The sequence below is a fragment of the Paraburkholderia tagetis genome (genome assembly GCF_022213065.1).
GTDB lineage: Bacteria > Pseudomonadota > Gammaproteobacteria > Burkholderiales > Burkholderiaceae > Paraburkholderia > Paraburkholderia tagetis.
Genome location: NZ_JAKLJA010000002.1, coordinates 65,721 through 86,911, shown reverse-complemented (window position 1 = coordinate 86,911; position 21,191 = coordinate 65,721). Strand labels below are relative to the sequence as shown.

Annotated in this window: 27 protein-coding genes; 16 read left to right on the top strand and 11 right to left on the bottom strand. The window is 61.6% G+C overall.

The window, feature by feature from the left end:
* Positions 1-26: 26 nt before the first annotated feature.
* The 4 genes from merA to L5014_RS38960 all read left to right on the top strand — a co-directional run bounded on the left by merA (position 27) and on the right by L5014_RS38960 (position 2,585).
* Positions 27-1,709: a mercury(II) reductase gene (merA, locus tag L5014_RS03480; RefSeq protein WP_238462194.1), complete on the top strand. Its 1,683-nt coding sequence runs from the start codon at positions 27-29 to the stop codon at positions 1,707-1,709.
* Positions 1,710-1,733: 24 nt separating this feature from the next.
* Positions 1,734-2,105, top strand: coding sequence for a mercuric resistance transcriptional repressor MerD (gene merD, locus L5014_RS03475; RefSeq protein WP_021157795.1), 372 nt, complete (start codon positions 1,734-1,736; stop codon positions 2,103-2,105).
* On the top strand, positions 2,098-2,337 hold the full coding sequence (merE, locus tag L5014_RS03470) for a broad-spectrum mercury transporter MerE (RefSeq protein WP_042973703.1): 240 nt from the start codon (positions 2,098-2,100) through the stop codon (positions 2,335-2,337). The genes merD and merE overlap by 8 nt, the downstream gene beginning before the upstream one ends.
* Positions 2,338-2,414: 77 nt before the next feature.
* On the top strand, positions 2,415-2,585 hold the full coding sequence (locus tag L5014_RS38960; RefSeq protein WP_420800005.1) for a DUF3330 domain-containing protein: 171 nt from the start codon (positions 2,415-2,417) through the stop codon (positions 2,583-2,585).
* On the opposite strand, the gene L5014_RS03465 is transcribed toward L5014_RS38960, so the two are convergent.
* Complete coding sequence (locus L5014_RS03465) at positions 2,582-3,040, bottom strand: transporter (protein WP_338019264.1); 459 nt, start codon at positions 3,038-3,040, stop codon at positions 2,582-2,584. The genes L5014_RS38960 and L5014_RS03465 overlap by 4 nt on opposite strands.
* Before the next feature lie 131 nt (positions 3,041-3,171).
* On the opposite strand from L5014_RS03465, the gene L5014_RS03460 reads away from it, so the two are divergent.
* Genes L5014_RS03460 through L5014_RS03440 form a run of 5 tightly spaced genes read left to right on the top strand, consistent with a single transcriptional unit; the run spans position 3,172 to position 5,186 of the window.
* Positions 3,172-3,435, top strand: coding sequence for a glutaredoxin family protein (locus L5014_RS03460; RefSeq protein ID WP_021157798.1), 264 nt, complete (start codon positions 3,172-3,174; stop codon positions 3,433-3,435).
* A complete protein-coding gene (locus L5014_RS03455) occupies positions 3,435-3,857 on the top strand; it encodes a heavy metal-responsive transcriptional regulator (RefSeq protein WP_021157799.1) in 423 nt (140 codons plus the stop codon). Before L5014_RS03460 ends, L5014_RS03455 begins: the two co-directional genes overlap by 1 nt.
* On the top strand, positions 3,854-4,123 hold the full coding sequence (locus tag L5014_RS03450; RefSeq protein ID WP_021157800.1) for a thioredoxin family protein: 270 nt from the start codon (positions 3,854-3,856) through the stop codon (positions 4,121-4,123). The genes L5014_RS03455 and L5014_RS03450 overlap by 4 nt, the downstream gene beginning before the upstream one ends.
* Positions 4,107-4,808 carry a cytochrome c biogenesis CcdA family protein gene (locus tag L5014_RS03445; protein ID WP_238462192.1) on the top strand — a complete coding sequence of 234 codons (702 nt, stop codon included), beginning with the start codon at positions 4,107-4,109 and terminating at the stop codon, positions 4,806-4,808. The genes L5014_RS03450 and L5014_RS03445 overlap by 17 nt, the downstream gene beginning before the upstream one ends.
* A 9-nt stretch (positions 4,809-4,817) precedes the next feature.
* Positions 4,818-5,186: a hypothetical protein gene (locus L5014_RS03440; RefSeq protein ID WP_238462191.1), complete on the top strand. Its 369-nt coding sequence runs from the start codon at positions 4,818-4,820 to the stop codon at positions 5,184-5,186.
* A 2-nt stretch (positions 5,187-5,188) separates the two neighbouring features.
* Here the strand turns inward: L5014_RS03440 and L5014_RS03435 are convergent, their stop codons facing one another.
* Together L5014_RS03435 and L5014_RS03430 are read right to left on the bottom strand one after the other, a co-directional pair.
* Positions 5,189-5,668: a DUF302 domain-containing protein gene (locus L5014_RS03435; protein WP_238462190.1), complete on the bottom strand. Its 480-nt coding sequence runs from the start codon at positions 5,666-5,668 to the stop codon at positions 5,189-5,191.
* A gap of 31 nt (positions 5,669-5,699) precedes the next feature.
* Entirely contained in the window at positions 5,700-6,710 is a 1,011-nt protein-coding gene (locus tag L5014_RS03430) for a YeeE/YedE thiosulfate transporter family protein (RefSeq protein WP_238462189.1), read from the bottom strand.
* Between the two features lie 907 nt (positions 6,711-7,617).
* On the opposite strand from L5014_RS03430, the gene arsM reads away from it, so the two are divergent.
* Both arsM and L5014_RS03420 read left to right on the top strand, forming a co-directional pair.
* Entirely contained in the window at positions 7,618-8,595 is a 978-nt protein-coding gene (gene arsM / locus L5014_RS03425; RefSeq protein WP_238462188.1) for an arsenosugar biosynthesis arsenite methyltransferase ArsM, read from the top strand.
* Between the two features lie 340 nt (positions 8,596-8,935).
* A complete protein-coding gene (locus L5014_RS03420; RefSeq protein ID WP_238462491.1) occupies positions 8,936-9,748 on the top strand; it encodes a DUF3179 domain-containing (seleno)protein in 813 nt (270 codons plus the stop codon).
* Positions 9,749-10,047: 299 nt separating this feature from the next.
* On the opposite strand, the gene L5014_RS03415 is transcribed toward L5014_RS03420, so the two are convergent.
* Positions 10,048-11,046, bottom strand: a complete 999-nt coding sequence (locus tag L5014_RS03415) for an AraC family transcriptional regulator (protein ID WP_238462187.1) — start codon at positions 11,044-11,046, stop codon at positions 10,048-10,050.
* A 92-nt stretch (positions 11,047-11,138) separates the two neighbouring features.
* Between L5014_RS03415 and L5014_RS03410 the strand changes: the two genes are divergently transcribed.
* On the top strand, positions 11,139-11,675 hold the full coding sequence (locus L5014_RS03410; RefSeq protein ID WP_069352106.1) for a carboxymuconolactone decarboxylase family protein: 537 nt from the start codon (positions 11,139-11,141) through the stop codon (positions 11,673-11,675).
* A 145-nt stretch (positions 11,676-11,820) separates the two neighbouring features.
* The gene (locus tag L5014_RS03405) at positions 11,821-12,564 is read left to right on the top strand and encodes a cysteine hydrolase family protein (protein ID WP_155836142.1); all 744 of its coding nucleotides are present in this window, start codon (positions 11,821-11,823) and stop codon (positions 12,562-12,564) included.
* A gap of 479 nt (positions 12,565-13,043) precedes the next feature.
* Here the strand turns inward: L5014_RS03405 and L5014_RS03400 are convergent, their stop codons facing one another.
* Positions 13,044-14,303 (bottom strand): IS256 family transposase, encoded by a 1,260-nt coding sequence (locus L5014_RS03400; RefSeq protein ID WP_238462186.1) that lies wholly within the window; start codon positions 14,301-14,303, stop codon positions 13,044-13,046.
* 88 nt (positions 14,304-14,391) lie between these two features.
* On the opposite strand from L5014_RS03400, the gene L5014_RS03395 reads away from it, so the two are divergent.
* Positions 14,392-14,835, top strand: coding sequence for a DUF4148 domain-containing protein (locus tag L5014_RS03395; protein WP_238462185.1), 444 nt, complete (start codon positions 14,392-14,394; stop codon positions 14,833-14,835).
* A gap of 106 nt (positions 14,836-14,941) precedes the next feature.
* On the opposite strand, the gene L5014_RS03390 is transcribed toward L5014_RS03395, so the two are convergent.
* The 6 genes from L5014_RS03390 to L5014_RS03365 form a co-directional block, all read right to left on the bottom strand.
* Positions 14,942-15,406 (bottom strand): DoxX family protein, encoded by a 465-nt coding sequence (locus tag L5014_RS03390; RefSeq protein ID WP_042973736.1) that lies wholly within the window; start codon positions 15,404-15,406, stop codon positions 14,942-14,944.
* A gap of 25 nt (positions 15,407-15,431) precedes the next feature.
* Complete coding sequence (locus L5014_RS03385; RefSeq protein WP_238462184.1) at positions 15,432-16,214, bottom strand: HvfC/BufC N-terminal domain-containing protein; 783 nt, start codon at positions 16,212-16,214, stop codon at positions 15,432-15,434.
* Complete coding sequence (gene bufB / locus L5014_RS03380) at positions 16,198-17,091, bottom strand: MNIO family bufferin maturase (protein WP_238462490.1); 894 nt, start codon at positions 17,089-17,091, stop codon at positions 16,198-16,200. The genes L5014_RS03385 and bufB overlap by 17 nt, the downstream gene beginning before the upstream one ends.
* 15 nt (positions 17,092-17,106) lie before the next feature.
* Complete coding sequence (gene bufA1 / locus L5014_RS03375) at positions 17,107-17,427, bottom strand: BufA1 family periplasmic bufferin-type metallophore (RefSeq protein WP_021157811.1); 321 nt, start codon at positions 17,425-17,427, stop codon at positions 17,107-17,109.
* Positions 17,428-17,541: 114 nt separating this feature from the next.
* Positions 17,542-18,198: an NrsF family protein gene (locus tag L5014_RS03370; protein WP_238462183.1), complete on the bottom strand. Its 657-nt coding sequence runs from the start codon at positions 18,196-18,198 to the stop codon at positions 17,542-17,544.
* A 1-nt stretch (position 18,199) separates the two neighbouring features.
* Positions 18,200-18,727 carry a sigma-70 family RNA polymerase sigma factor gene (locus L5014_RS03365; RefSeq protein ID WP_238462182.1) on the bottom strand — a complete coding sequence of 176 codons (528 nt, stop codon included), beginning with the start codon at positions 18,725-18,727 and terminating at the stop codon, positions 18,200-18,202.
* A 622-nt stretch (positions 18,728-19,349) separates the two neighbouring features.
* Between L5014_RS03365 and L5014_RS03360 the strand changes: the two genes are divergently transcribed.
* Together L5014_RS03360 and L5014_RS03355 are read left to right on the top strand one after the other, a co-directional pair.
* Positions 19,350-19,907, top strand: coding sequence for a DUF6789 family protein (locus L5014_RS03360; RefSeq protein ID WP_238462181.1), 558 nt, complete (start codon positions 19,350-19,352; stop codon positions 19,905-19,907).
* 105 nt (positions 19,908-20,012) lie between these two features.
* Entirely contained in the window at positions 20,013-20,714 is a 702-nt protein-coding gene (locus L5014_RS03355; RefSeq protein WP_238462180.1) for a TVP38/TMEM64 family protein, read from the top strand.
* Positions 20,715-21,191: the final 477 nt, after the last annotated feature.

Below are 21,191 nucleotides of genomic sequence, written 5' to 3'. Positions count from 1 at the left end.
CACAACGAATTGAGAGGAATGACTTCATGACACAGCTGAAGATCACCGGCATGACCTGCGAGTCCTGCGCGGCCCATGTCAAAGCGGCGCTGGAAAACATGCCTGGCGTGCAATCGGCCGAGGTGTCCTACGCCAAGGGCAGCGCCCAGCTCGCTATCGAGGCCGGCATTTCACCCGACGCCCTGATTGCGGCCGTCGTCGGACTTGGCTACCGCGCGGCGCTAGCCGATGCGTCGGATGTGCCCCCCAAAGGCGGGCTGCTCGACCGCGTGCGCGATTGGGTCGGCGGCGGCGACAAGGCCAGCCACGACGGCGGCTTGCATATCGCCGTCATCGGCAGCGGCGGGGCCGCGATGGCGGCGGCGCTGAAGGCCGTCGAGCGCGGCGCGCGGGTCACGCTGATCGAGCGCGGCACCATCGGTGGCACCTGCGTCAACGTCGGCTGCGTGCCCTCCAAGATCATGATCCGCGCCGCCCACATCGCCCACCTGCGCCGCGACAGCCCGTTCGATTGCGGCATCCAAGCGACCCCGCCGGTGATCCTGCGCGAACGGCTGCTGACCCAGCAGCAGGCGCGCGTCGATGAGCTGCGCCATGCCAAGTACGAAAGCATCCTGGACGGCAATCCGGCCATCACGCGGCTGGCAGGTGAAGCCTGCTTCAAGGACGGCCGCAGCGTCACCGTGCGGCTGAACGAGGGCGGCGAGCGCACAGTGTCGTTCGACCGCTGCCTGATCGCCACCGGCGCGAGCGCGGCGGTGCCGCCGATCCCCGGCCTCAAGGACACGCCGTACTGGACGTCGACCGAGGCGCTGGTAAGCGACACCATCCCGCAGCGCCTGGCCGTGATCGGTTCGTCGGTGGTGGCGGTGGAGCTGGCACAAGCCTTCGCCCGGCTCGGCAGCCGGGTCACGATCCTGGCGCGCAGCACGTTGTTCTTCCGCGAAGACCCGGCCATCGGCGAAGCCGTGACGGCGGCGTTCCGCGCCGAGGGCATCGAGGTGCTGGAACATACGCAAGCAAGCCAGGTCGCGCACATGGACGGCGAGTTTGTGTTGACCACCAACCAGGGCGAACTGCGTGCCGACCGGCTGCTGGTGGCGACCGGCCGCAGCCCCAATACGGGCAGCCTCAATCTCGAAGCGGCCGGGGTGGTGGTGAACAAGCAAGGGGCCATCGAGATCGACCCCGGCATGCGCACCAGCGCCCCGGACATCTACGCCGGCGGTGACTGCACCGATCAGCCGCAGTTCGTCTACGTGGCGGCGGCGGCCGGCACGCGCGCCGCGCTCAACATGACCGGCGGCGACGCGGCGTTGGACCTGACTGCCGTGCCAGCGGTGGTGTTCACCGATCCGCACGTTGCCACCGTGGGCTTGAGCGAGCAGCAGGCGCACCACGCCGGCATCGAGACCGACAGCCGCACGCTCACCCTCGATAACGTGCCGCGCGCGCTCGCCAACTTCGACACGCGCGGCTTCATCAAGCTGGTGATCGATGAAGGCAGCCACCGTTTGATCGGCGTGCAGGCGGTGGCGTCGGAAGCGGGCGAGCTGATCCAGGCAGCGGCGCTGGCGATCCGCGCGCGCATGACGGTGCAGGAACTGGCCGACCAGTTGTTCCCGTATCTGACGATGGTCGAGGGCTTGAAGCTCGCCGCGCAGACCTTCAGCAAGGACGTGAAGCAACTGTCCTGCTGCGCAGGATAGCGGAAGCGAGGAAGGAGGCTCACCGTGAGCAGCTACACGGTATCGAAGCTGGCGCAGGACGCGGGCGTCAGCGTGAGCGTAGTGCGCGACTATGTGCTGCGCGGCTTGCTGAAGCCGGCGGGCCACACCGAAGGTGGCTACGGCCTCTACGACGCCCACGCCCTGGAGCGGCTGCGCTTGGTGCGCGCGCTGTTCGAGGCCGGCATCGGCCTGGGCGAGTTGGCGCGGTTATGCCACGCGCTGGACGCTCAGGCCGGCAATGCCGGCGACTGCCTGGCGCACCTGCGCGCGTTGGTCGCGGCACGGCGCGAGGCGCTGGCACTGCTCGACCGGCAATTGGCGGAGATGGTTGCCGGGACGCGCCGTTGCACCGAAGCGGAGTCTCATCATGGATAAATCTGACAGCGTCGAATCCCGGCCGCAAGTGCTGCGCTGGCGGGCCTACACCTGGGGCGTACTGGCGGCGCTGACCTGCCCCTGCCATCTGCCGCTGCTGGCGGCCGTACTGGCCAGCACGACGGCCGGCGCGTTCATCGGCGACCATTGGGGCGTCGCGGCCGTGGTGCTGGCCGCGCTGTTCTTTCTATTCCTGGCGCGGGCAATCCGGGCGTTTCGGAGCAGCCCATGAATCCCGCCGAACCGGCCGCGCCGACGGTCACGGAATTGCGGCAGGCGCTTGCGCGGCGGTCGTAGCGACCACCATTCGTGCTGCACTACCAGCCCATCGTCGAACTGCATGGCAACCATTTCTGCGGACTGGAGTGCTACCAGCGCTTCCAGGCGCGTGCCCAAGCCGATGCCGAGTCCGGGCAGCTGCCTTGTGGCGACATCTCCAGGCAAGTAACGCCCGCCGGGGCTGGTTCCCGGCAGCGTTAAAAATTGAGCCGGAAGCCGGTGGTCAGGATGTAGTCGTTCTTGAGCGCCGTGCCGTTCATGCGTTGCGAGACCGGAATCTGCACGCCGGCTTCCAGCACCCAGCTACGGGTCACGTATTGCACGGTGGGCGTCAGGAACAGCGTGGTTCGGCCCGAGTTCGCGTCGTCAATCCCGTTGACCTGATCCTTGGCGACATGGATCAGGTTGGCCTCCAGCCCGCCATAGAGGAAGCCGGAAACGCCTTCGCCCAACGTGCCCGGCCATAGCCGGCGCTGAACTGACAGATCAAGCCGGCTCACCGCTCCTGCCCGGAAGCCATTGGCTTGGCCGTTCGATTGATAGGCAAGCTGGACATCGCCGCCCCAATCAAGCGACTGGTAGGTAGTCACCGCACCGCCTTGCCAGTCCCACGAACGGTAGCCTGATTGAAGCCGCCCGGCCCATCGCCTTGGAATGGATACGCCGCTGACCGTCTCACATTCTGCTTGACTCTGGAGTTAGCTCCAAGGTTTATCCTGAGATTGTGACGGGGTGGCGCACATCCGCGTGGCTGCAACTCATCACAAACATCAACAGGAGCCTTGAAATGACTGCCAAACGCAAAGTCGAAGTATTCAGCGCCGGCTGCCCGGCCTGCGCCGAAGTCGAATCCCTCGTAAAAAGCCTGGCCTGCCCGTCGTGCGAAGTCGATGTGCTCGACATGCATGACATTTCTGTCGCGCAACGCGCCAAGGCGCTGGGCGTGCGCTCGGTGCCGGCCGTAGCGATCAACGGCCAGCTCGCCGGCTGCTGCGCCGGGCGCGGCGTGGACGAAGCGAGCTTACGCGCTGCCGGCCTCGGCCAGCCGTGATGCTGACCATCGGCAAGCTGGCCCGCGCGGGCGACCTCAGCCCCGACGCGCTGCGCTATTACGAGCGCGAGGGGTTGATCGCTCCGGCGACCAAGACCGACAGCGGCTATCGCCTGTACGGCGACGACGCCGTGCGCCGGGTGCGCTTCATCCAGCATGCCCAGGCGTGCGGCTTCACCCTGGCCGAAATCCGCGAGTTGCTGCACTTGCGCCAGTCTGAGCGCGCCTGCTGCGACGACGTGCGTGGCCGCGCCGTCGAAAAGAAACTCCAGCTCGCCGCCAAGATTCGCGCCATGCAAGCGATGTCGTCCGCGCTCGACGTGCTGATCGCCGAGTGCGCGGGCGGGGCGTTGCCGGTCGATGACTGTCCGATCCTGGCAGCCTTGGAATCGGTCTGCGACAAAGCGGAGCGCACGCCATGAAGATCGAGTTGTTCTATACGCCCGGCTGCGCCAGGTGCGCGACGGCGACAACGGCGCTCAAGGCCGCAGCCGAAGCGGCCATGCCTGGCGTCGAATGGAGCGAGGTCAACGTGCTCGACGATCTCGACCGCGCCGTCGATCTGGGCGTGTTGACGCTGCCCGCGCTCGCCGTGGATGGCGAGTTGGTGTTCAGCGCGCTGCCGACAGCCGAGCAGTTCGTTGCCGCGCTGCGTCGCCGAGAGAGCAGGCATGGCGATGGGGCTTGAGACGCTGCGCCAGCTTGCCTCGCAAAGCGTGGGGATCGCCAGCGGCATCAGCCTGCTGGCCGGGCTGCTGTTCAGCGTGAGCCCCTTGGCGATTGCCGCGCTGCCGGTGCCGCTCGCCTATGTCACGCGCGCCCGCGCACCGTGTGAGGCCGTCCGCTATGGCTTGGCCTTTGTCGGCGGCCTGATCGCCGCGCATGCCTTGCTGGGTGCCGTGGCTGGACTCGGCGGCCACGGGGTGCAAGCACTGGCGGGGCGCTGGTGGGGGCTGCTGCTCGGCCCGTGGCTGATCGTCCTTGGCCTGCTGTGGACCGGGTGGATCAGGCTTCCGCTGCCGGCACTCGGGTTCAAGGCCAAGCGCGTCGGCAGCACCTGGGGCGCGTTCGCACTCGGTGTTCCCTTTTCGGTTGCCATCTGCCCGTCCTGCGCGCCGGCGCTAGTCGTGTTGCTGGGTGCGGCGGCGGCCAGCGGCTCGCCGCTGTTCGGCGCGGCGATGCTGACCGCTTTCGCCGTCGGCCGCGCAATTCCCTTGGCGTTGGCGGCGGCCGCGATGGAGTGGATCGAGCAGATCATGCCGCTCGGGCGTTTCCGCCGCACGTTCGAATTGGCCGGCAGTGTCCTGCTGATGCTCGCCGGCCTGTATCTGCTCAACGGCTACTTTGCCTTCTTCCCTTGGCTGACCTGGTAGGAGCACGCAATGAAAACCGAGCCCTCGCCACTCCGGCAAAGCGCCGTCAGTTGGCTGACGCTGTTCACCTCGGCCGGCACGCTGATCTGCTGCGCGCTGCCGATCCTGTTCGTAATGCTGGGCCTGGGTGCCGCCGTGGCGGCCGTCACCAGCGCGGCGCCCTTCCTGGTCACGCTGGCCCTGCACAAGAGGTCGGTGTTCGCGGATTCCGGGCTCATGCTGCTCATCTCCGGCTGGCTGATGTACCGGGCCGGCCGCGCCTGCCCGAGCGACCCGGAGCTGGGGCGCTTGTGCGAGCGCGCGGATCGCTGGAACCGGCCGGCATCATGGCATCTCGGCGGCCCTCTGGGGCATCGGCTTCTTCGCGGCCTACGATGAGTTCAGCGTTTGGTGGCGTCGGCAACGATTTTGTCGAAAATTGGGTCTAGTTCGCTGGCTAAAGCATCCAGCTCGGCATTCTTGTAAGGCGCGAAAGTGGCGCTCGGACTACGGTAGGTGATGTTGCTGCCGTTGGCGTTTTCCGTGACATAGATCCGCAAGGGCGCTTCAATACCGGCCGGCACGCTGGCTTTCAACATTCGCACGGCGTAGTCATTCCGAAACACCATTAGTACGGTGTTTCCGGGGATCTTTATGCCGCGTGACGCGGCGCCTTTGCTGGCGCTTGCTTTGGCGACCACGCTCATCTTGTTGTCGATGACCGCCTTCTCCAGGCGACTGACCGTTTCATCGAAATGCTGGGGAGTATTAATCGTTTTGGTGCCGGGATCGGCCAGGGCTGACGGGGATATTGCCAGCAAATACAGCGCTAAGCCGATGGCGCCAACCAGGGCGATGGGGCGGGAGGAAGGGGATGTCATAGTGGTTCTCCGATGGTAAATACTGGGCGGATTAGTGGCACTCGTCCTGAACGCATTCGACCTGGGGTAGATGGCCGGACATAGCACGTGTGACAAGCATGACTGCCGCGATGCCGGACAATAGGGAAAGATAGTTGAACAGCGCCCACAGGGAGAGGGTCGGAATTGCGGAGAGAATCAGGGTGTCGTTGCCTCCCGGTACCAGAGCGCCGCCGATACCCATCAGGAACCCGCCGGCCAGACGGCGTGGCAGGTGGAGATGCCACTGACGGTTCAGCGCAAAGGAACCGCGCTGCAAGGAAGAAAATAGCATGCCGCCAAGTAGCGCGACGAGCAAAAGCCTGTGAAACGCCAATGGCGCCGCTCCGGCGCCCAGCCAAGACGCCGTAACAGCCCGGAGGTAGTTCGTGTAGGTCCAAGACCCTTGGAGCTGATAGAGCAAGCCACCGGCGATACCGAGTAGGGCTGCAGTCGAGGATAGCCGGTAGGCTGGCGACACCAGCCTTTGATGAAAGCGAACTGTCGCGGCGGCCGGGCGCCACAACCGAATTACTTCCCACGAGGCCCAGAGCAAAAGCAGGCATAACAGGGCTGATCCCCAGGGGGGGCCGCCCTGCCAGCGGGTAGGCAGGGCCTGCAGGGTGGTGAACCCTAGCCCACGACTCAAGGCGTTAAAGGCAAGCGCGCCAAGAATGTATGCGGTCAGCGTACCAAGCATGCTTAGGTCGCCATCCGCCAAACGTTGAAGTGTGGACAGCGAGCAGCCACCGTTGATTGCGGCACCGACGCCGAAGAGAAAACCTCCCACCAAGCCTAAGCCGTGAGGAAGTCGTTCTAGTACCTGCGTAGCCGAAGTGGGCGAAACAAGAGCGACGACCCCGGAAACGACGGTCGTCCACGCCGCCGCCTTCGCAAAACTGGTAAGCAGCCACGCCCGCTGTGAGGTCAATACTTCGGCGACTGCCCGGACTGTGCACAAGCTCGCACGGCTCGACGCGAAGCCGATCAGCCCCACTAGCGGTGGCGAGAGCAGATCGAACATGGCGATAGCGGAAGTCATCACGGAAGCCAAACCAGCCCGATATCAGCGGGCGTGATTTCATGGCATAGAAGGCTGCTGTAACCGACCGGCTCAATCTGCTGTCGATGCATAGTGCTGACAAGAAAACGGTTCTCTAACGCCTCAATCCGCTGATCGAAAAGAATTCGCACGCGTCAGAGGGGCGGTCGGCCCCATCTGCGCCACATTTCCAACATCGCGCCGCAGACGCGTCGTTACGTCTTTCCCCTCATCACCGGGGCCCGGGGGGAAACGCTGCCTTCTTTCCGGCGGCGTCTGCAGCTCGTGCTCCCCCTTAACCATTAGTCGATGGGACATCCGAAATTTTACAAACTGATCCGGAAATTCAATCGGCAACCATCGCGATATGCGCTCGCATGACGGTGGAGGGGGGGCGACGATCGACTTTTCTCATACCTGACGAGGGTCGCGAGATTGAATTGCACTGGTCAAATAATCACTACGCGCGCGACGCAACTGTCGCGCTGTGCATGGCGCAGCTGAACGGATGGCGATCGCGTGAGGCTCCCTGCAACTTTCTGTAAACCGGCCGTGACCCGTTCGTCTAAGTGACTAGGAGTCAGACGATGTGCAATTTGTCACCATGGTCCATCTAGTGTGACGTTTCCGGATCTGCAGCGTGGTTCGACAATTCCTACTGCTGCTGACGGTGCAATTCCACGTCTAGCCGAACGGTGCGAGCGATATTTCCAACGGCATTGCAGTGCTTTATGGGTGCGAGGCAGTGATCGTGTAACACGGCGCTCCGTTCGGCGAAGAGCTCTTTCCTTGGTGGCGCGACGACTTTGAACGTGCTGGCTGCGACTCGCGTCGAGCATGTTTCGCGCTGGTCTAACCGTTCATCATTCGAATCAATTGAGGTATTCCGATGCTCGACAAGCACTATCTCGAGACCACGCGAGACGTGTATCGCAATGCTGCCATGAGCCCGGTGCCGGGTTTATGCTGCACGACTACGCCTGTCTGGCGTCTGCCGGGCTTGACCGTTCCGAAACGCATGCTGGAAATGAACTACGGCTGCGGCACGACGGTCCATCCTCGAGATCTGGCCGACGATCCAACCGTGCTGTACGTCGGCGTGGGTGGTGGCATGGAATTACTGCAGTTCGCCTATTTCAGCCGAAAACTGTGCGGTGTGATCGGTATTGACGTGGTCGATGAAATGATCGCCCGGTGTTGCGAAAATTTGACCGAAGCCGAGAAACTGAATTCATGGTTCGAGCGCGACTTCGTCGCCGTGCGCAAGGGAGATGCGCTTGCCTTGCCGGTGCCGGACGGCAGCGTCGACGTCGCCGCGCAAAACTGCCTGTTCAATATCTTCGAGATTGACGAACTGAAGTTGGCGTTGAAGGAGATGTATCGAGTCTTGAGACCACATGGCCGGCTGGTACTGTCCGATCCCGTATCGCAGGCCCCCATGCCGGAAACGCTTCGGTGCGATCCAAGATTGAGAGCGTTGTGTTTGTCTGGCGCACTGACGCTCGCCAGCTACCTCGAACTTGTCACTGATGCCGGCTTCGGGACGGTAGAAATTCGGGCGAGGCGTTCCTACCGCATGCTCGATCCGAAGCACTATGACGTCGCAACACGGATCCTGCTGGAAAGCGTTGAGATTTGTGCGGTCAAGGATCCCGTTCCCGCCGATGGTCCGTGCATATTTTCCGGCAGGACTGCCATCTATTACGGGGACGAGACGTACTTCGACGATGGCAATGGGCACGTCATGACACCCAACCAGCCGCTGTCCGTTTGCGACAAGACGGCCAATGCATTGGAATCTTTAGGTCGATCCGACCTCTATGTTTCGCCCTCAACGTGGTTCTATGACGGTGGCGGTCGATGCTGAGTTAGCGCGCTTCATGATACGTTGTCCGATCATTATTGTGATTTGGGTCCCCGAATCTTCCCGCATTCGGCCAATGCGGCAAGTGTGATCGATCTCACGTGCCGGGGTCCCTGCTATCGGACTCGATTCGCAACCGACCGATTCCACTCGGAATTTCTTGGCGAGTGTTCCGACTGGCTGTCAACGCTGAGGTGACGCGTAGGTGTTCGTATGCGCAGGGTTGCTGTCAGGGTGTGGTTGGCCATCTTGCTGCTTACCAGCAGCTTGGCCGTAGCCGCGCCCGTCAAAAACGGTTTCGACCTTGACGGCGCGTTGGTAGCGCCGGAGGCCGTTGAGTCGGGTGGTCCGCCGAAAGACGGCATTCCGGCGCTCGATCACCCGACTTTCGTCAGCGCGGGCGACGCAGGTTTTTCTGAATGATCAGGATCGTGTGCTCGGGATTGCCCGCAATGGACTGGCCAAGGCCTATCCGATTGCGATTCTGAACTGGCATGAAGTGGTGAACGATCATTTCGCTGCGGAACCCGTTGTCGTCACCTTTTGCCCTCTTTGTGGTACCGGCGTGGCGTTTGATGCCCAAGCGAACGGGCGTTGGCTGTCGTTTGGTGTTTCCGGACTGTTATACAACAGCGACGTGCTGCTCTACGACCGGCAAAGCGCATCCCTTTGGTCTCAGCTGATGGAGCAGGCCATCACCGGACCGATGAAAGGTATGCGACTCACGAGTCTGCCCGTGACCCATACCACCTGGGGCGACTGGAAAAGGCGCTATCCGCGTACCCTAGTTTTATCTCCCAAGACCGGTTATGTGCGCGACTACCAGCATGATCCGTACGCGGGCTACGCACAAAGCGAACGCCTGATGTTCGAAGTGCGGGCGCATAGTGCGCGCTATCACTATCATCCGAAAGAGCGTGTGATCGGTGTGTCAATCGGTGGCGCGCATAAAGCGTATCCGTTTGTCGAACTCGCGCGGAGCCCGAGCGTAATCCACGACACGCTGGGCGGCAGATCGATCGAGGTACGCTTCGACACCGAGCACCAGACCGGATCCGTGTTCGACGCGGAGGGCCACGAAATTCCGTCGGTGATCGCGTACTGGTTCGCCTGGTTTGCTTTTCATACGGATACGGAGGTTTTCGTGGCGAAATAGGAAGTCCTCGTGCGCGGGACCGACGGCGCCCCCAAAGTCAGCTGAGCATTGCGCTTACCTAGGGTCGATGAGAAACTGCCCGCCGCTGACGGGACCTCGCCTGAGACTATCTCGTGGTGGGTTTGTGCGACCCGGTCCCTTGGACGACACCCCCAATCTATGAAGTTCTTGACCCGATCGCGGAGTGAGTTGGAGACGTTGGTGGTTTGATTGTGCCGTTACGCGTTACCACTCTTCGCTCTTTACAGCAGACGCGCATCTCGCCGGACGTGACCGATTCGGCGGGCACGAGACGTTGCTCACGTTTGCGCTTGGCCTTCACGTCGATCCCGACGATATGCCCCAGGGCCGCACCCGAAGATTCTCTTAAATGCCTTGCTGAGTGCAGGCTCAGACTCGTAACCGACACGCTCGGCAATCGCAGCAATGTTTAGCTGCGTACGCACGAGCAACTCTGCCGCTTTGTATAGACGCCGATGCGTTACATATTGCATCGGGGATTGTCCGACCATTTCCCTGAAGCGAGTCGCGAAAGCCGCGCGTGACATGCAGGCCTCAGTGGCAAGCCTCTCGACGGTCCACGGTCGTTCAGGCGCGCGGTGGATCTGGTTAAGCGCTGCCCCCACTTGCTTGTCTGCGATTGCACCGAGAATGCCGGCCTCCGGACCCGACTTCGCAATGTACGTTCGCAGCATCTGAATAAACAGCACTTCCACCAATCGCTGAATCACCGCGACGGCGCCGGATCGGGCCCGCAGTGTTTCATCGGCAATGAAGCGATGTACCGTTTGCAGCCATTCGAACTCGTACGTGTCCGTTCCGCGCAAATGAATCAGCGTCGGCAGGCTGCGCAGCAAATAGTTGTCCTGCTCCCGGTCGAACTCGAAGTGGCCACAAAGAACGGTGGCCGGCAGACCACCACCACCCGATATGACCGACACAAAATCGCCCGGAGTGTCCGGATGAGGTACCGACTCCGCGGATACGACATTGCTGCCCGGCGCATCGACCAGGCAGTGCCCTGTGCCGTAGAGAAGGACCACTAGGTCTCCAGCGTGCAGCTGGATCCATTCGGGTCGGCCCGCCAATTTCAACCAGCAATTGCCGCGAACGATGATGTGAAAGCGCGCGACCGGACCAGATTGCATCTCCAGGCCCCAAGGCGCGGAAAATTCGCAGCGAAAGTCGACGCCGCCCTTCAGACGAATTGTCTGAGTTATATCTGTGAGTACATCCATGTAGTTCGAAATGTACGAATGGACAAGATTTTTGGACGTTGTGATATCGATCGTCTTCATGGTACGCGATATCTTGGAATCAGGCCACGGCAAGGAAGCAACCCTGCTGGCAAGGCCGATTCCAGTCTCATTTCCATCCATGGAGCGCACAGATGACAAGACTCAATGCAGTGGCGCCTGACCAGGCGGCGGGAGCGGTAAAGGAAATGTACGATGCCATCCGCCAAGCGATTGGCGTGGTTCCCAATATCCATCAGGGCATCGCGAACAGTCCGACCGCGCTACAAGGCTTTTTGCAACTCGGTGCATCGCTCAATGCTGGTCAGCTTGGCGCATTGGATCAGGAAGCGATTGCTCTCGCCGTCAGCCAGGCCTACGACTGCAAATACTGCCTGGCGGCCCATACCTTACTGGCCAAGAAGGCGGGCTTGACCGAGGTCGAAACAATCGAAGTTCGTCGCGGAACGATCAAGAAGCCGACACTCGCAGCCCTCGTCCAATTCGTCACCCAGGCGATCCGCCCGGATGGCCGAATTACTGACGAGGACGTCGCGGCGGTCAAAGCGGCGGGCTATAGCGATGCGCAAATTACCGAGGCCGTGCTGACGGCAGCGCAGATTATGTTCGCGAACGTCTTCCAGCGCGTGCACCAAGCACCCGTGGATTTCCCCGCGGCGCCGAGCCTGTAGGCCACGCGTCCTTCGGATATCGTCATTGAGGAGAATGCAAATGTCGTGCTCATGCTCACAGCATCCCGATCCTGCCGACGAGCCGGCGGTCGACGCCGGCCGACGCGGCTTTGTCAAGGCAGGGGCGGCGATCACAGCCGCCACGATGGCCGCGCCTTTGGCTGCGGCCGCTCAGGAACGCGGAGGGATGGATAAATACGCCGATCCGGACAAGCCATTGCTGCCACCGTCGGACATGACCCTCGATCTGGCACGCACGGCTCTCGTGGTCACTGATCCGCAAATCGATTTTCTCAGCCCGAAGGGCGTCGTTTGGGGGGCAGTCGGCCAAAGCGTCAGGCAGATGAACACCGTGGCAAACATCGGCCGGCTGTTCGCAGCCGCCAAAAAGGCCAACATTACCGTGGCCGTTTCGCCGCACTACTACTATCCGTCGGACGACGGCTGGCGGTTCGACGGCGCGATCGAGAAGCTGATGCACAAGGTCGGCATGTTCAAACGTCGTGGCCCCTATACCATCGACGGCTTCGAAAATTCCGGAGCCGATTTCATGCCGGAGTACAAGCCGTACATCCTCGACAACAAGACTATCGTCGCGTCGCCGCACAAGGTATACGGCCCGGAGCAGAACGATCTGGTCCTGCAATTGCGCAAGCACCGCGTCGACCAAGTGATTCTGGCGGGGATGTCTGCCAACCTTTGCGTTGAATCGCATCTGCGGGAATTGCTCGAGCAAGGTTTCGAGGTCGCGGTGGTACGTGATGCGACGGCTGCGGCAATCCTTCCGGAAGGTGACGGCTACCTTGCTGCGATTACAAATTTCCGATTCATGGCCAATGCGTTGTGGACCACGTCGGAAACGGTCAAGCGGCTTAACCCGACGGGCTGACAAGCAGGGAGAGTGATTGGGTGGAGCAATCCCATGCCCCCGCGTCGATCGGGTACGCGGGGGCAGATCGCAACGACCTCGAGGACCACTGCGTCGACGCCTCGCTTGTTTTGTACACAACTGACGGCCGCTCGTTGAGCGCCAGGACATCGGGCTGAGTTGGTGCAATTCATTGGCCAGCGGACATGTGCGTGTTCTTCACCAGAACGGTCCTCGTCGGCTCTTCTGAACCCCGGTCATTGTCGGAACGCCGCTCGCGCCTTAGACCTTCATTAACGAGCGGTGGGCGAACGGTGAACGGTAACCTTTCGTGAGGTGCGAGCGAAGAAGTAAGCAGGTAGAGCAGCTGGATCAAAGCCCATTTGTCGAATTTAGGTGACACATCCGGCCGAACTGCCTGAAGTAAGTGTATCGACGTAGATCGTGATTGCCGTGTGATCGGAGGTATCCGGAATTTCGTGTGTGAGGCGGGTTAAGACTCAGACTCCGATATTGAATCGCTCCGGGTAAAGCAGCGCGAACTGGGTCATGGCGCTCTTCCAATCGTGCCGGGAGCCGGTCCATTTGGCAACGACGTTACGCAGCGCCAGCCAGATCAGCTTGAGCGCGGCGTCGTCCGACGGGAAGTGGCCGCGCGCCTTGATGATCTTCCGAAGCTGCATATGCAGCGACTCGATCGCGTTGGTCGTATATACAATTTTTCGGATATCCGGCGCGAAGGCGAAGAACGGAATGACCTGCTCCCAGGCTCGCCGCCAGAGCATCGCGATCGGCGGGTATTTCGTGCCCCACGGGCCAGCGTCGAACGCATCCAGCGCTACCGCGGCCGCTTCGGCCGTTGGTGCCCGGTAGACCTCCTTGAGCGCCGCCGCGACCGATTTCCGGTCTTTCCAGCTGGCGAAGTCCAGAGAGTTGCGGATCAGATGCACGATGCAGGTCTGGACCGTCGTTTCGGGGAATACCGTGTTGATCGCCTCGGGGAAGCCCTTCAGGCCGTCGACCACGGCAATCAGAATATCCTGCACGCCGCGCAGCTTCAGGTCGTTGACCACGCGCAGCCAGAACTTGGCGCCCTCGGTCTGCTCGATCCAGAGGCCCAGCACGTCGCGCGTGCCATCTCGGCGCACGCCCAGTGCCAGATAGATCGCCTTGTTGCGGACCACGCCTTCGTCGCGGATCTTGACCCGCAGCGCGTCGAAGAACACCACCGGGTACATCGGCTCGAGCGGTCGCTGCTGCCAGTCGCGCACTTCGCCGATCACCGCGTCAGTGACCGTGCTGATGAAGTCCGGCGACACCTCGATGCCGTACATTTCCAGCAGGAAGCCTTGAATCTCCCGCACGCTCATGCCGCGCGCGTACATCGCGATGATCTTGTCGTCGAAACCGGTGAAGCGCCGCTCGCCCTTGGCGATCAGTACTGGGTCGAACGTACCTTCGCGGTCACGCGGAATCTCGACGTCGAACGTGTCGTCGTCAGTCGTGATGCGCTTGCGGCTTGTGCCATTGCGGTGATTCGTGCTGTCCGCCGGCTTGGTTTCACCCTTCTCGTAGCCGAGATGGTGGGTCAGCTCACCGCCCAGCGCGCGCTCGAAGATCGCCTTCTTGAGTGCCGCGAGCTGCTCGTTGATCGTCGCCCGATCAAGGGTTCCGGGCACCAGCTGCTTGATCAGCTCCGGGTCCAGGTTCAAGCCTTTACCCGGTTCTATCGTCACTTCTTCCTTGCGTTTGCGTGGCATAAAGTGGCTCCTTGGCCATCAGTTTATGCCTCACACACAAAGTTTCGGATAGGCTCGTGTGATCCATCCGATGATCGGGAGGTCCATCATGAAAACCAAACCATCCGGCGAGTCACCGCTGCGGAAGGCTTTGATTGCATCGATTTTATCGAGCGCAACATTGCTTGTCGCGGCACCTTCACTCGCTCAAAGCAATACCACCAACACAGCTCCCGTCACGCGCGCGCAAGTAAAGGCCGAGCTTCAGGAACTCGTGAACGCGGGATATAACCCGCGCGACTGGTATCACTACCCGGAAAATATCCAGGCCGCCGAGCGCATCGTGCAGCAACGGCATGAAATGCTCGCGCAACAGAAGCGGGAGGATTCAGGGGGCGCGAAGGCGGGGCCAGCGATAACGGAGGAGTCTTATGGCGGGAACGCCGCTGGCAAGTCTGAGACCGGCGCGCAGACGAACGATCGGGGTACGTGGCAACATGGCTCAATGCCATGCTCGATGGATCCGCAGTGCGGTCTCTATCGAGGCCATTGAGTATCCATCAACATGCGCCTGTCGATGTGGCGACGCCGGCTAACAGTTGGCATAGCCACATCGAGCGTTTGAGCCGGTCCTGTTCTACGTTTCCGACGTGGGAGGGTCACGACTCGCCGAAGAATTTCCGGCGAACCAGCCAGTCCAGAGATAGCTTTCCCGGCCCACGTGCGAGCAGCACGAGTATCATAGCGGCCCACTGAATGTGGGTCGGCCAGGCTTGCGGATAGACGAGCACCTCGATCATGGTGGTCATGCCGAGCAGCGCGGCGGCCGCTGGACGGGTAAACAGGCCGAGCACCAGCAGCACTGGCGTCGAGAGTTCGATTGATGTGCCCATGTAGGCCGCAAGTTCTGGTGGCAGCAGCGGCAAACGGTACTCGTCTTGGAATAATGCGATGGCTGCGTCCCAATTGGCGAGCTTCACCATCGCCGAGCTCCAGAATACGTTCGCCACCGCCAGTCGTAGCGGGATCGCGAGCAGCGTGTAGGGAATTCCGTCGAGCCAGCGAATGCAGCGTATGGCGAGTGTCACGGCGCTCCCGTGCGCCTTCGAAACCGTCTGTTCCATCATGTCGCTCCTTCTTCGATGGGGCTCATGGCCCTGGTACGGCGGTGTTCGCCAGACTGAAGCGCGCACAGCGCCCTTGGACGAACAAATCGGCCAGAATCTCAGCCGCATCGATGCCGGGGTACTTGCTCAAGGCATTGCCGAGCGTGCAACCCGCGAACAGGTCGTCAAGGAAACGCCATGTAGTTGCTTCAAGTCGATCGACGCGGATACCGGACTCGTGCCGTTGAACGATCAACCAGATTCCGCTACTCAGATCGACGGCCGTCAGCGCTGCATCGTCGCCGGCGAGCACGGATCGCCAGATCTCGTCGACCGGAAACCGGCTGCACACGAGGCTCACGGACGGATGAGGCTGAAAACGGATCCGCTCGTGATCGGCAGGATCGACGATCCCCAACTCGGCCGCGCTGAGCACGGGCGCATCGGGAGCATGAATGCTGCAGTTGACCGCCCATTCAAGTCGTGCAACGTCCGGCAGATACGGCACCGACTGCGCCGGTGGAAACTGCTCGAGAAAGTCCGCGAAGTCGCCGCCGAATTCGTCCAGATAGCTGCTGCGCGGCGGCCGTACGGCGACGTACTCGCGTACCGACGCGTCGAAAAACTCGGCGCCCACCAGGCGATCGACCGCCGGACAGGAAAGCCGCATCGCGCGGATCAGCGTACTGGCGAACGTGTTCCGATAGACCGACAAACGCCTGCCCGGCCCGATGCCGCCATCGAGGATCCACGCGGCGGCATCGAGATCGTCGCGATCGACGATGCTCCGCCGGATCGCATCCTGAAGCTCACGCAACGACGGCATGGCGGCTCCTTTCCCGGCAGCAGGAGAGCCGCCGCTCTGCGAGTGCGGCTTCGCCGACCAGAACGTCCAGCGGCGGGATGTTCGTGTCCCATTCGATCAGCGTCGGAATCGGGCCGAAACGGATCAGTGCAGCTTCATACAGCTTCCAGACGGCGGGCGCGACGCGCGAACCATGATCGTCGATCCTGAGCGTCGCGCCGGAATCGAGTGTGGTCACCGAATGCCCGGCCAGATGGATCTCGCCGATCGCGGCGGGCGGGAGCGCATCGAGGTACGCCAGCGCGTCCCAGCCGTGATTTTGTGCGCTGACATAGATGTTGTTGACGTCGCACAAAAGGCCGCATCCGGTACGCCCGGCGACGCTCGACAGAAATTCCCACTCGGGTATCGTCGAGTGCCTGAATTGCAGGTAGGTCGAAGGATTCTCTACGAGGATCCGGCGCCCGAGACGCTCCTGCGTCTGGTCGACGTGACGGCACACGACCTCGAGCGCTTCTTCGGTCATCGGGAGCGGTAGTAGATCGGCGAGGTAAGTATGCCGGACCACACTCCATGACAGGTGCTCGGATATCAATCCCGGCTCAATCCGCTCAACGGCCTGAGCGAGGCGTTCCAAGTGCGCGGCGTCCAGCCCATCCACGCTGCCGAGCGACAAACCGACGCCGTGCAGCGACACGGGATAGTCACGGCGCAGCGTGTCCAAGTAGCGTAACGGCGTGCCACCGCCCATGTAGTTTTCGGCGTGCACCTCAAGCCACCCGACGGAGGGGCGCAGGTCGACGAACGCCTGATGGTGCGGGAAACGCAAACCGACCCCGGCCGCAGCCGGGATCGAACTTGGCTCCGGCGACCTGTTGGTGCACGGAATGAATGTCATGGGTGCCATGACGCATCACGTATGCTTCAGGCTCCCGCCCGCGATCTTGCCGCAATCGCCTGCCGGCAACAGCACGAACGAGGCGGAGTCGCGCGCCTGGGTTGCTTGTCCGGCGCATGAGTGTGCGCCTTCCGCGCAGTCGTTTTTCGCGACAGCATTGATGCCGTAACACTTTTCCAAGTGGCCCTTCATCGCCCTTTCCATGTTTTGCTTCACGATCGGCGGCGCGTTCGACATGTCTTTCATGCCTTGTGCGTTCGCCGCGCCTCCCTGGATGGCGAATGCCAGTCCCAAGGCAGTGGAAAGTGCGGTGGTGGCGAGCAGTCGGTTACTCATGACGAATCTCCTTTCTCCTGGTTGGTCGGCACTCAACGCGAGGCCGAGTATCGCTACTTCGGTGGGCATTGCAAAAAGGTTACGCCCTGTCGTTTTTCCCACGCCGCCGAATGGTCAAGGCAGACCATAAAGCTCCCGGATCGGCGCCAAGAAACGGCGGAGCAGGGTAAGGACCGCTGTAAACAGTGCAACGCTGCCGAATTGCCATACGATGACCATCAGCGCGGCGTCCTCAGCGTGGAACAAGCGCAGTCCCGCATTGGCCAGCGCTGCTGCCGCCAAGCTTCCCCACAGCACCGGGGCCGACGTGAGGCCGGCGCCGCGCCGGATCGCGATCACGATAGCCAGCGCCGGAATCGCGCCGGCAATCCCAATATCAGGCAAGCACATCCAGTCCGGACGTAACATCATGCCGGCTGTGCCCACACGGACCCAATCGCTCCAGCACTGGTGTCCAAGGCCTACCATCCAGGCGCACAGCGGCGCGACGGGCGCCCACAGCTTCCAGCGCGCCGTACCGGGAATGCAGCCAGCAAGTGCAGCCCACCCAGCCACCAAGGCGGTTGCCACCGTGGCAGCTTGTTCGGCCAGAAATGTCGGTTCCGCAAACCGCATGGCGAGATCGCTGCGCACGCCTTGTAGCGCAACAACCGTCGCGACAGCCGGTATTGAGACCGCAAGCCATCCCAGTAGCCGCAACGTGGGCGGGAAAAGGCGCCTGACCGGTATGAGGTCTGCAACGAGCGCATCGATGAGCGTGTGAGTATCCATATCATTTCGCGATTGCAAGCATCAGGCGCAACGCCTTGAGTCCGCGATGTGTGGCCACCTTGAGCGCCGCGATGGTCAGCCCGGTCGTGGCCGATGCCTGCTTCAGGGACATTTCCTGCAGCTTGACTAACTCAATTGCCTGTCGCTGCCCGGGCGGCAGTTGAGAAATTGCACTCCTGAGGACTTTGCTGTCTGCGGTTAACTCATATGCGGTATTCGCTTGTTCCATCGAGAAGGTTACGTCGGATATGTCCATCCCGATTTCGCGACGGTGAGTTCGCGCGTGTTTTCGCACGCCGTCCACGATGCGTCGCTGGAGTAGGGCGAGTAGCCAAGGAACGAACGGCCGCCCCGGATCGAAGGTGTGCCGGATGGTGTGGAGGGTGAGCAACGTTTCCTGAACGACGTCCTCGATATCCGCCGCTGCCCCTTTCGGCCAGCCCTGTCTCGCCAAGCGTCGCAGAAACGGCGAAATCTCGCGCAGCAGGGTGGCGTAGCTCACCTGGTCGCCCGCCTGTGCGGCCTTCATGAGCGCAACCCATCGCGAGTCCCGTTGATTATCCACGTCCCCCCCTGCGAAGTGTCTGGCTATCGGATCGCGCCTACCTCACCGTCGCGCGAGCCGCGATGACCGGGATTTCCCTACGGACGCGACCGCCGGCGCCAGGGTGAGCGTTGCGATGCGCATATTCAGGACAGCGCAAGCGAGCTGGAGCTCTCCCTTACCGCCGATTGCTTTGGTGCTCCGGCGACCGGCGGATGTGCTCGCGAACTTATCCGGGGCGGCTCCGTGGCCTCATGTTCAGCGAAACCAATCGGTCCGTCTGGCGCGAATTTGGGCTGATTCACACCTCCGTGACAATCGTTAGTCGGAGCAATCAACCGTCGTTTACGTCTATTTTTCCGAAGTCGGTGATTGAGCCATCCGAATCGCTTCGGTTGCGACCAACCTGGCGTAGCGCCAAGACAGCTGCCGGTGGGTACCAGCGAGGAGCATCCAGAGCGGAAGAGTCCTTCCTGTAACGGTCAGACGCAGCTATTCGATGCCGCGACTTGTAGCTGATTTCGAAATCGACTCCCACACGTCAACCGTCACGAAATGAAGCAAGTCGATATCGCAACCGATTCACCCTGCACAGGTAGTTCGAAAAATGCGTAAACCGCATGCCAAGGCCTCGTCTAAATGGGTGTGTATGGAGGCGGCCGCTTCGAACGCTTTTACGTATCGATTCTTAAACGTGTTGGAGGAAACCATGAGCAATGCAATGCTGAACGATAGACCCGCCGTCGGGCGAGGGGCCTTGGCCGGATTCGTGGCTACGGTCGCACTGTCGGTTCTGATGATGATGAAACACGCGATGGGCCTGATGCCGGAACTCGACCCGATCGGGATGATTTCGCACATGCTCGGCATGTCCACTCCTCTCGTAGGATGGGTCATGCATTTCATGATTGGCATCGTGTGGGGCATGGCATTTGCGTTGACGAGCCGGATGTTCCCGGGGGCCTTCTGGCTCAAGGGCATGCTGTTTTCCGTCGCGCCGTGGCTGATCATGATGTTCGTCATGATGCCGATGGCCGGCGCTGGGGTTTTCGGTCTGGATCTGGGCATGGCGGCGCCCGTCATGACGCTGATGCTTCATCTGGTGTTCGGAGCGGTGCTCGGGGCTGTGTACGGAACGCGCGCGTCGAGCGTTACGCCTGCGTGATCGGTGGCCTATGGCGAGTGTTTGTGTCATTGCAGCACTCGACCATTGGCGGTTTGGCCGGCCTGTTGGGGCGGCACGATTGAGCTGCTCGAACGAGGAGGCGTGATGGCCGACGACGTGTCACGTCGTCGCTTAAGGCTGGCGAAGGCTGCAATAGCCGTCGCTGGCTTTCTATTGGTCATAGCTGGATGGTGGCTGTGGCTGCGATTTCCTCAGTGGTTTGCAATCGGCACCGTGCGTCGGGCGGTTGAGGTGATGCGGTCTCTTGGTGCGTGGGGCGTATTGCTTTCGATCGCGCTGATGACAGCACATTCGTTCCTGCCGTTTCCCGCGGAAGTCGTTGCGATCGCTAATGGCGTCATATACGGACCATTGTGGGGCAGCGTAATAACGTGGGTTGGCGCCATGATCGGCGCAGCATCCGCATTTGCCGTCGTCCGCGCACTGGGGCGACCATTCGTCGACCGAATGCTGTCGCCGCGCCGGCGGCTCCAGCTAGCCTCCTGGTCGCATAGCTATGGAGGATCCGCGATCCTGGTCAGCCGGCTGATTCCGGTGATCGCATTCAATCTGATCAATTATGCGTCCGCGTTGACCGACGTTTCGTTCGCGACGTTTGTTTGCGCGACTGGGATCGGCATCCTTCCTCTCACAATCGGGTTCGCCGTGTTGGGTGACCGACTGCTGTCCGGATGGGGTGCCTGGGCATTCCTTGCAGGCGCTGCCGTCGTGGCAGTCGCATGGACGACCGGACGTCTTATATGGAGACGGAGAAATGTCGCGGCCAAGCGGGATGCGAGCCAGTAATCGCCAGTTGCTCGAGACGCGGAATATCCATATTTGCCGCTTGAAGTTCGCCTGGCATGCTTGCATCGCAAGAACCGGGCGTCCTGCGCGCATGCCGGGCCTCGGACTCATTTTGTTAAGGGTTATTCGATGCCTGCCCATATTGACGAGCGCGTTTTCGCACGACGGCGCGTGCGGACAGGCATCGAATAAGCTGTATTAGCCGGGACTCGATCTGACAGGTAGTCGGGCCGATAAAGAATGAGCCATCAATGGGGAATGAGTTTCTCCTTGGCGAGTTCCAACGAATCGAGGAAAGTGCGCATCGGGATCGCTGCTGGCACCGCGTACACCGATTGTCCGTGCAAGGTAGTGACCCGCTGTTGCCGGTAGCGTGCGATTCACTTTCGCAATTGATTGGGAATGACGTCGTGCGAGCGCCCGTCAATATCCACACGTTCTTCAAACGGACTGCCCATCGCACCAGCCTAACCACCG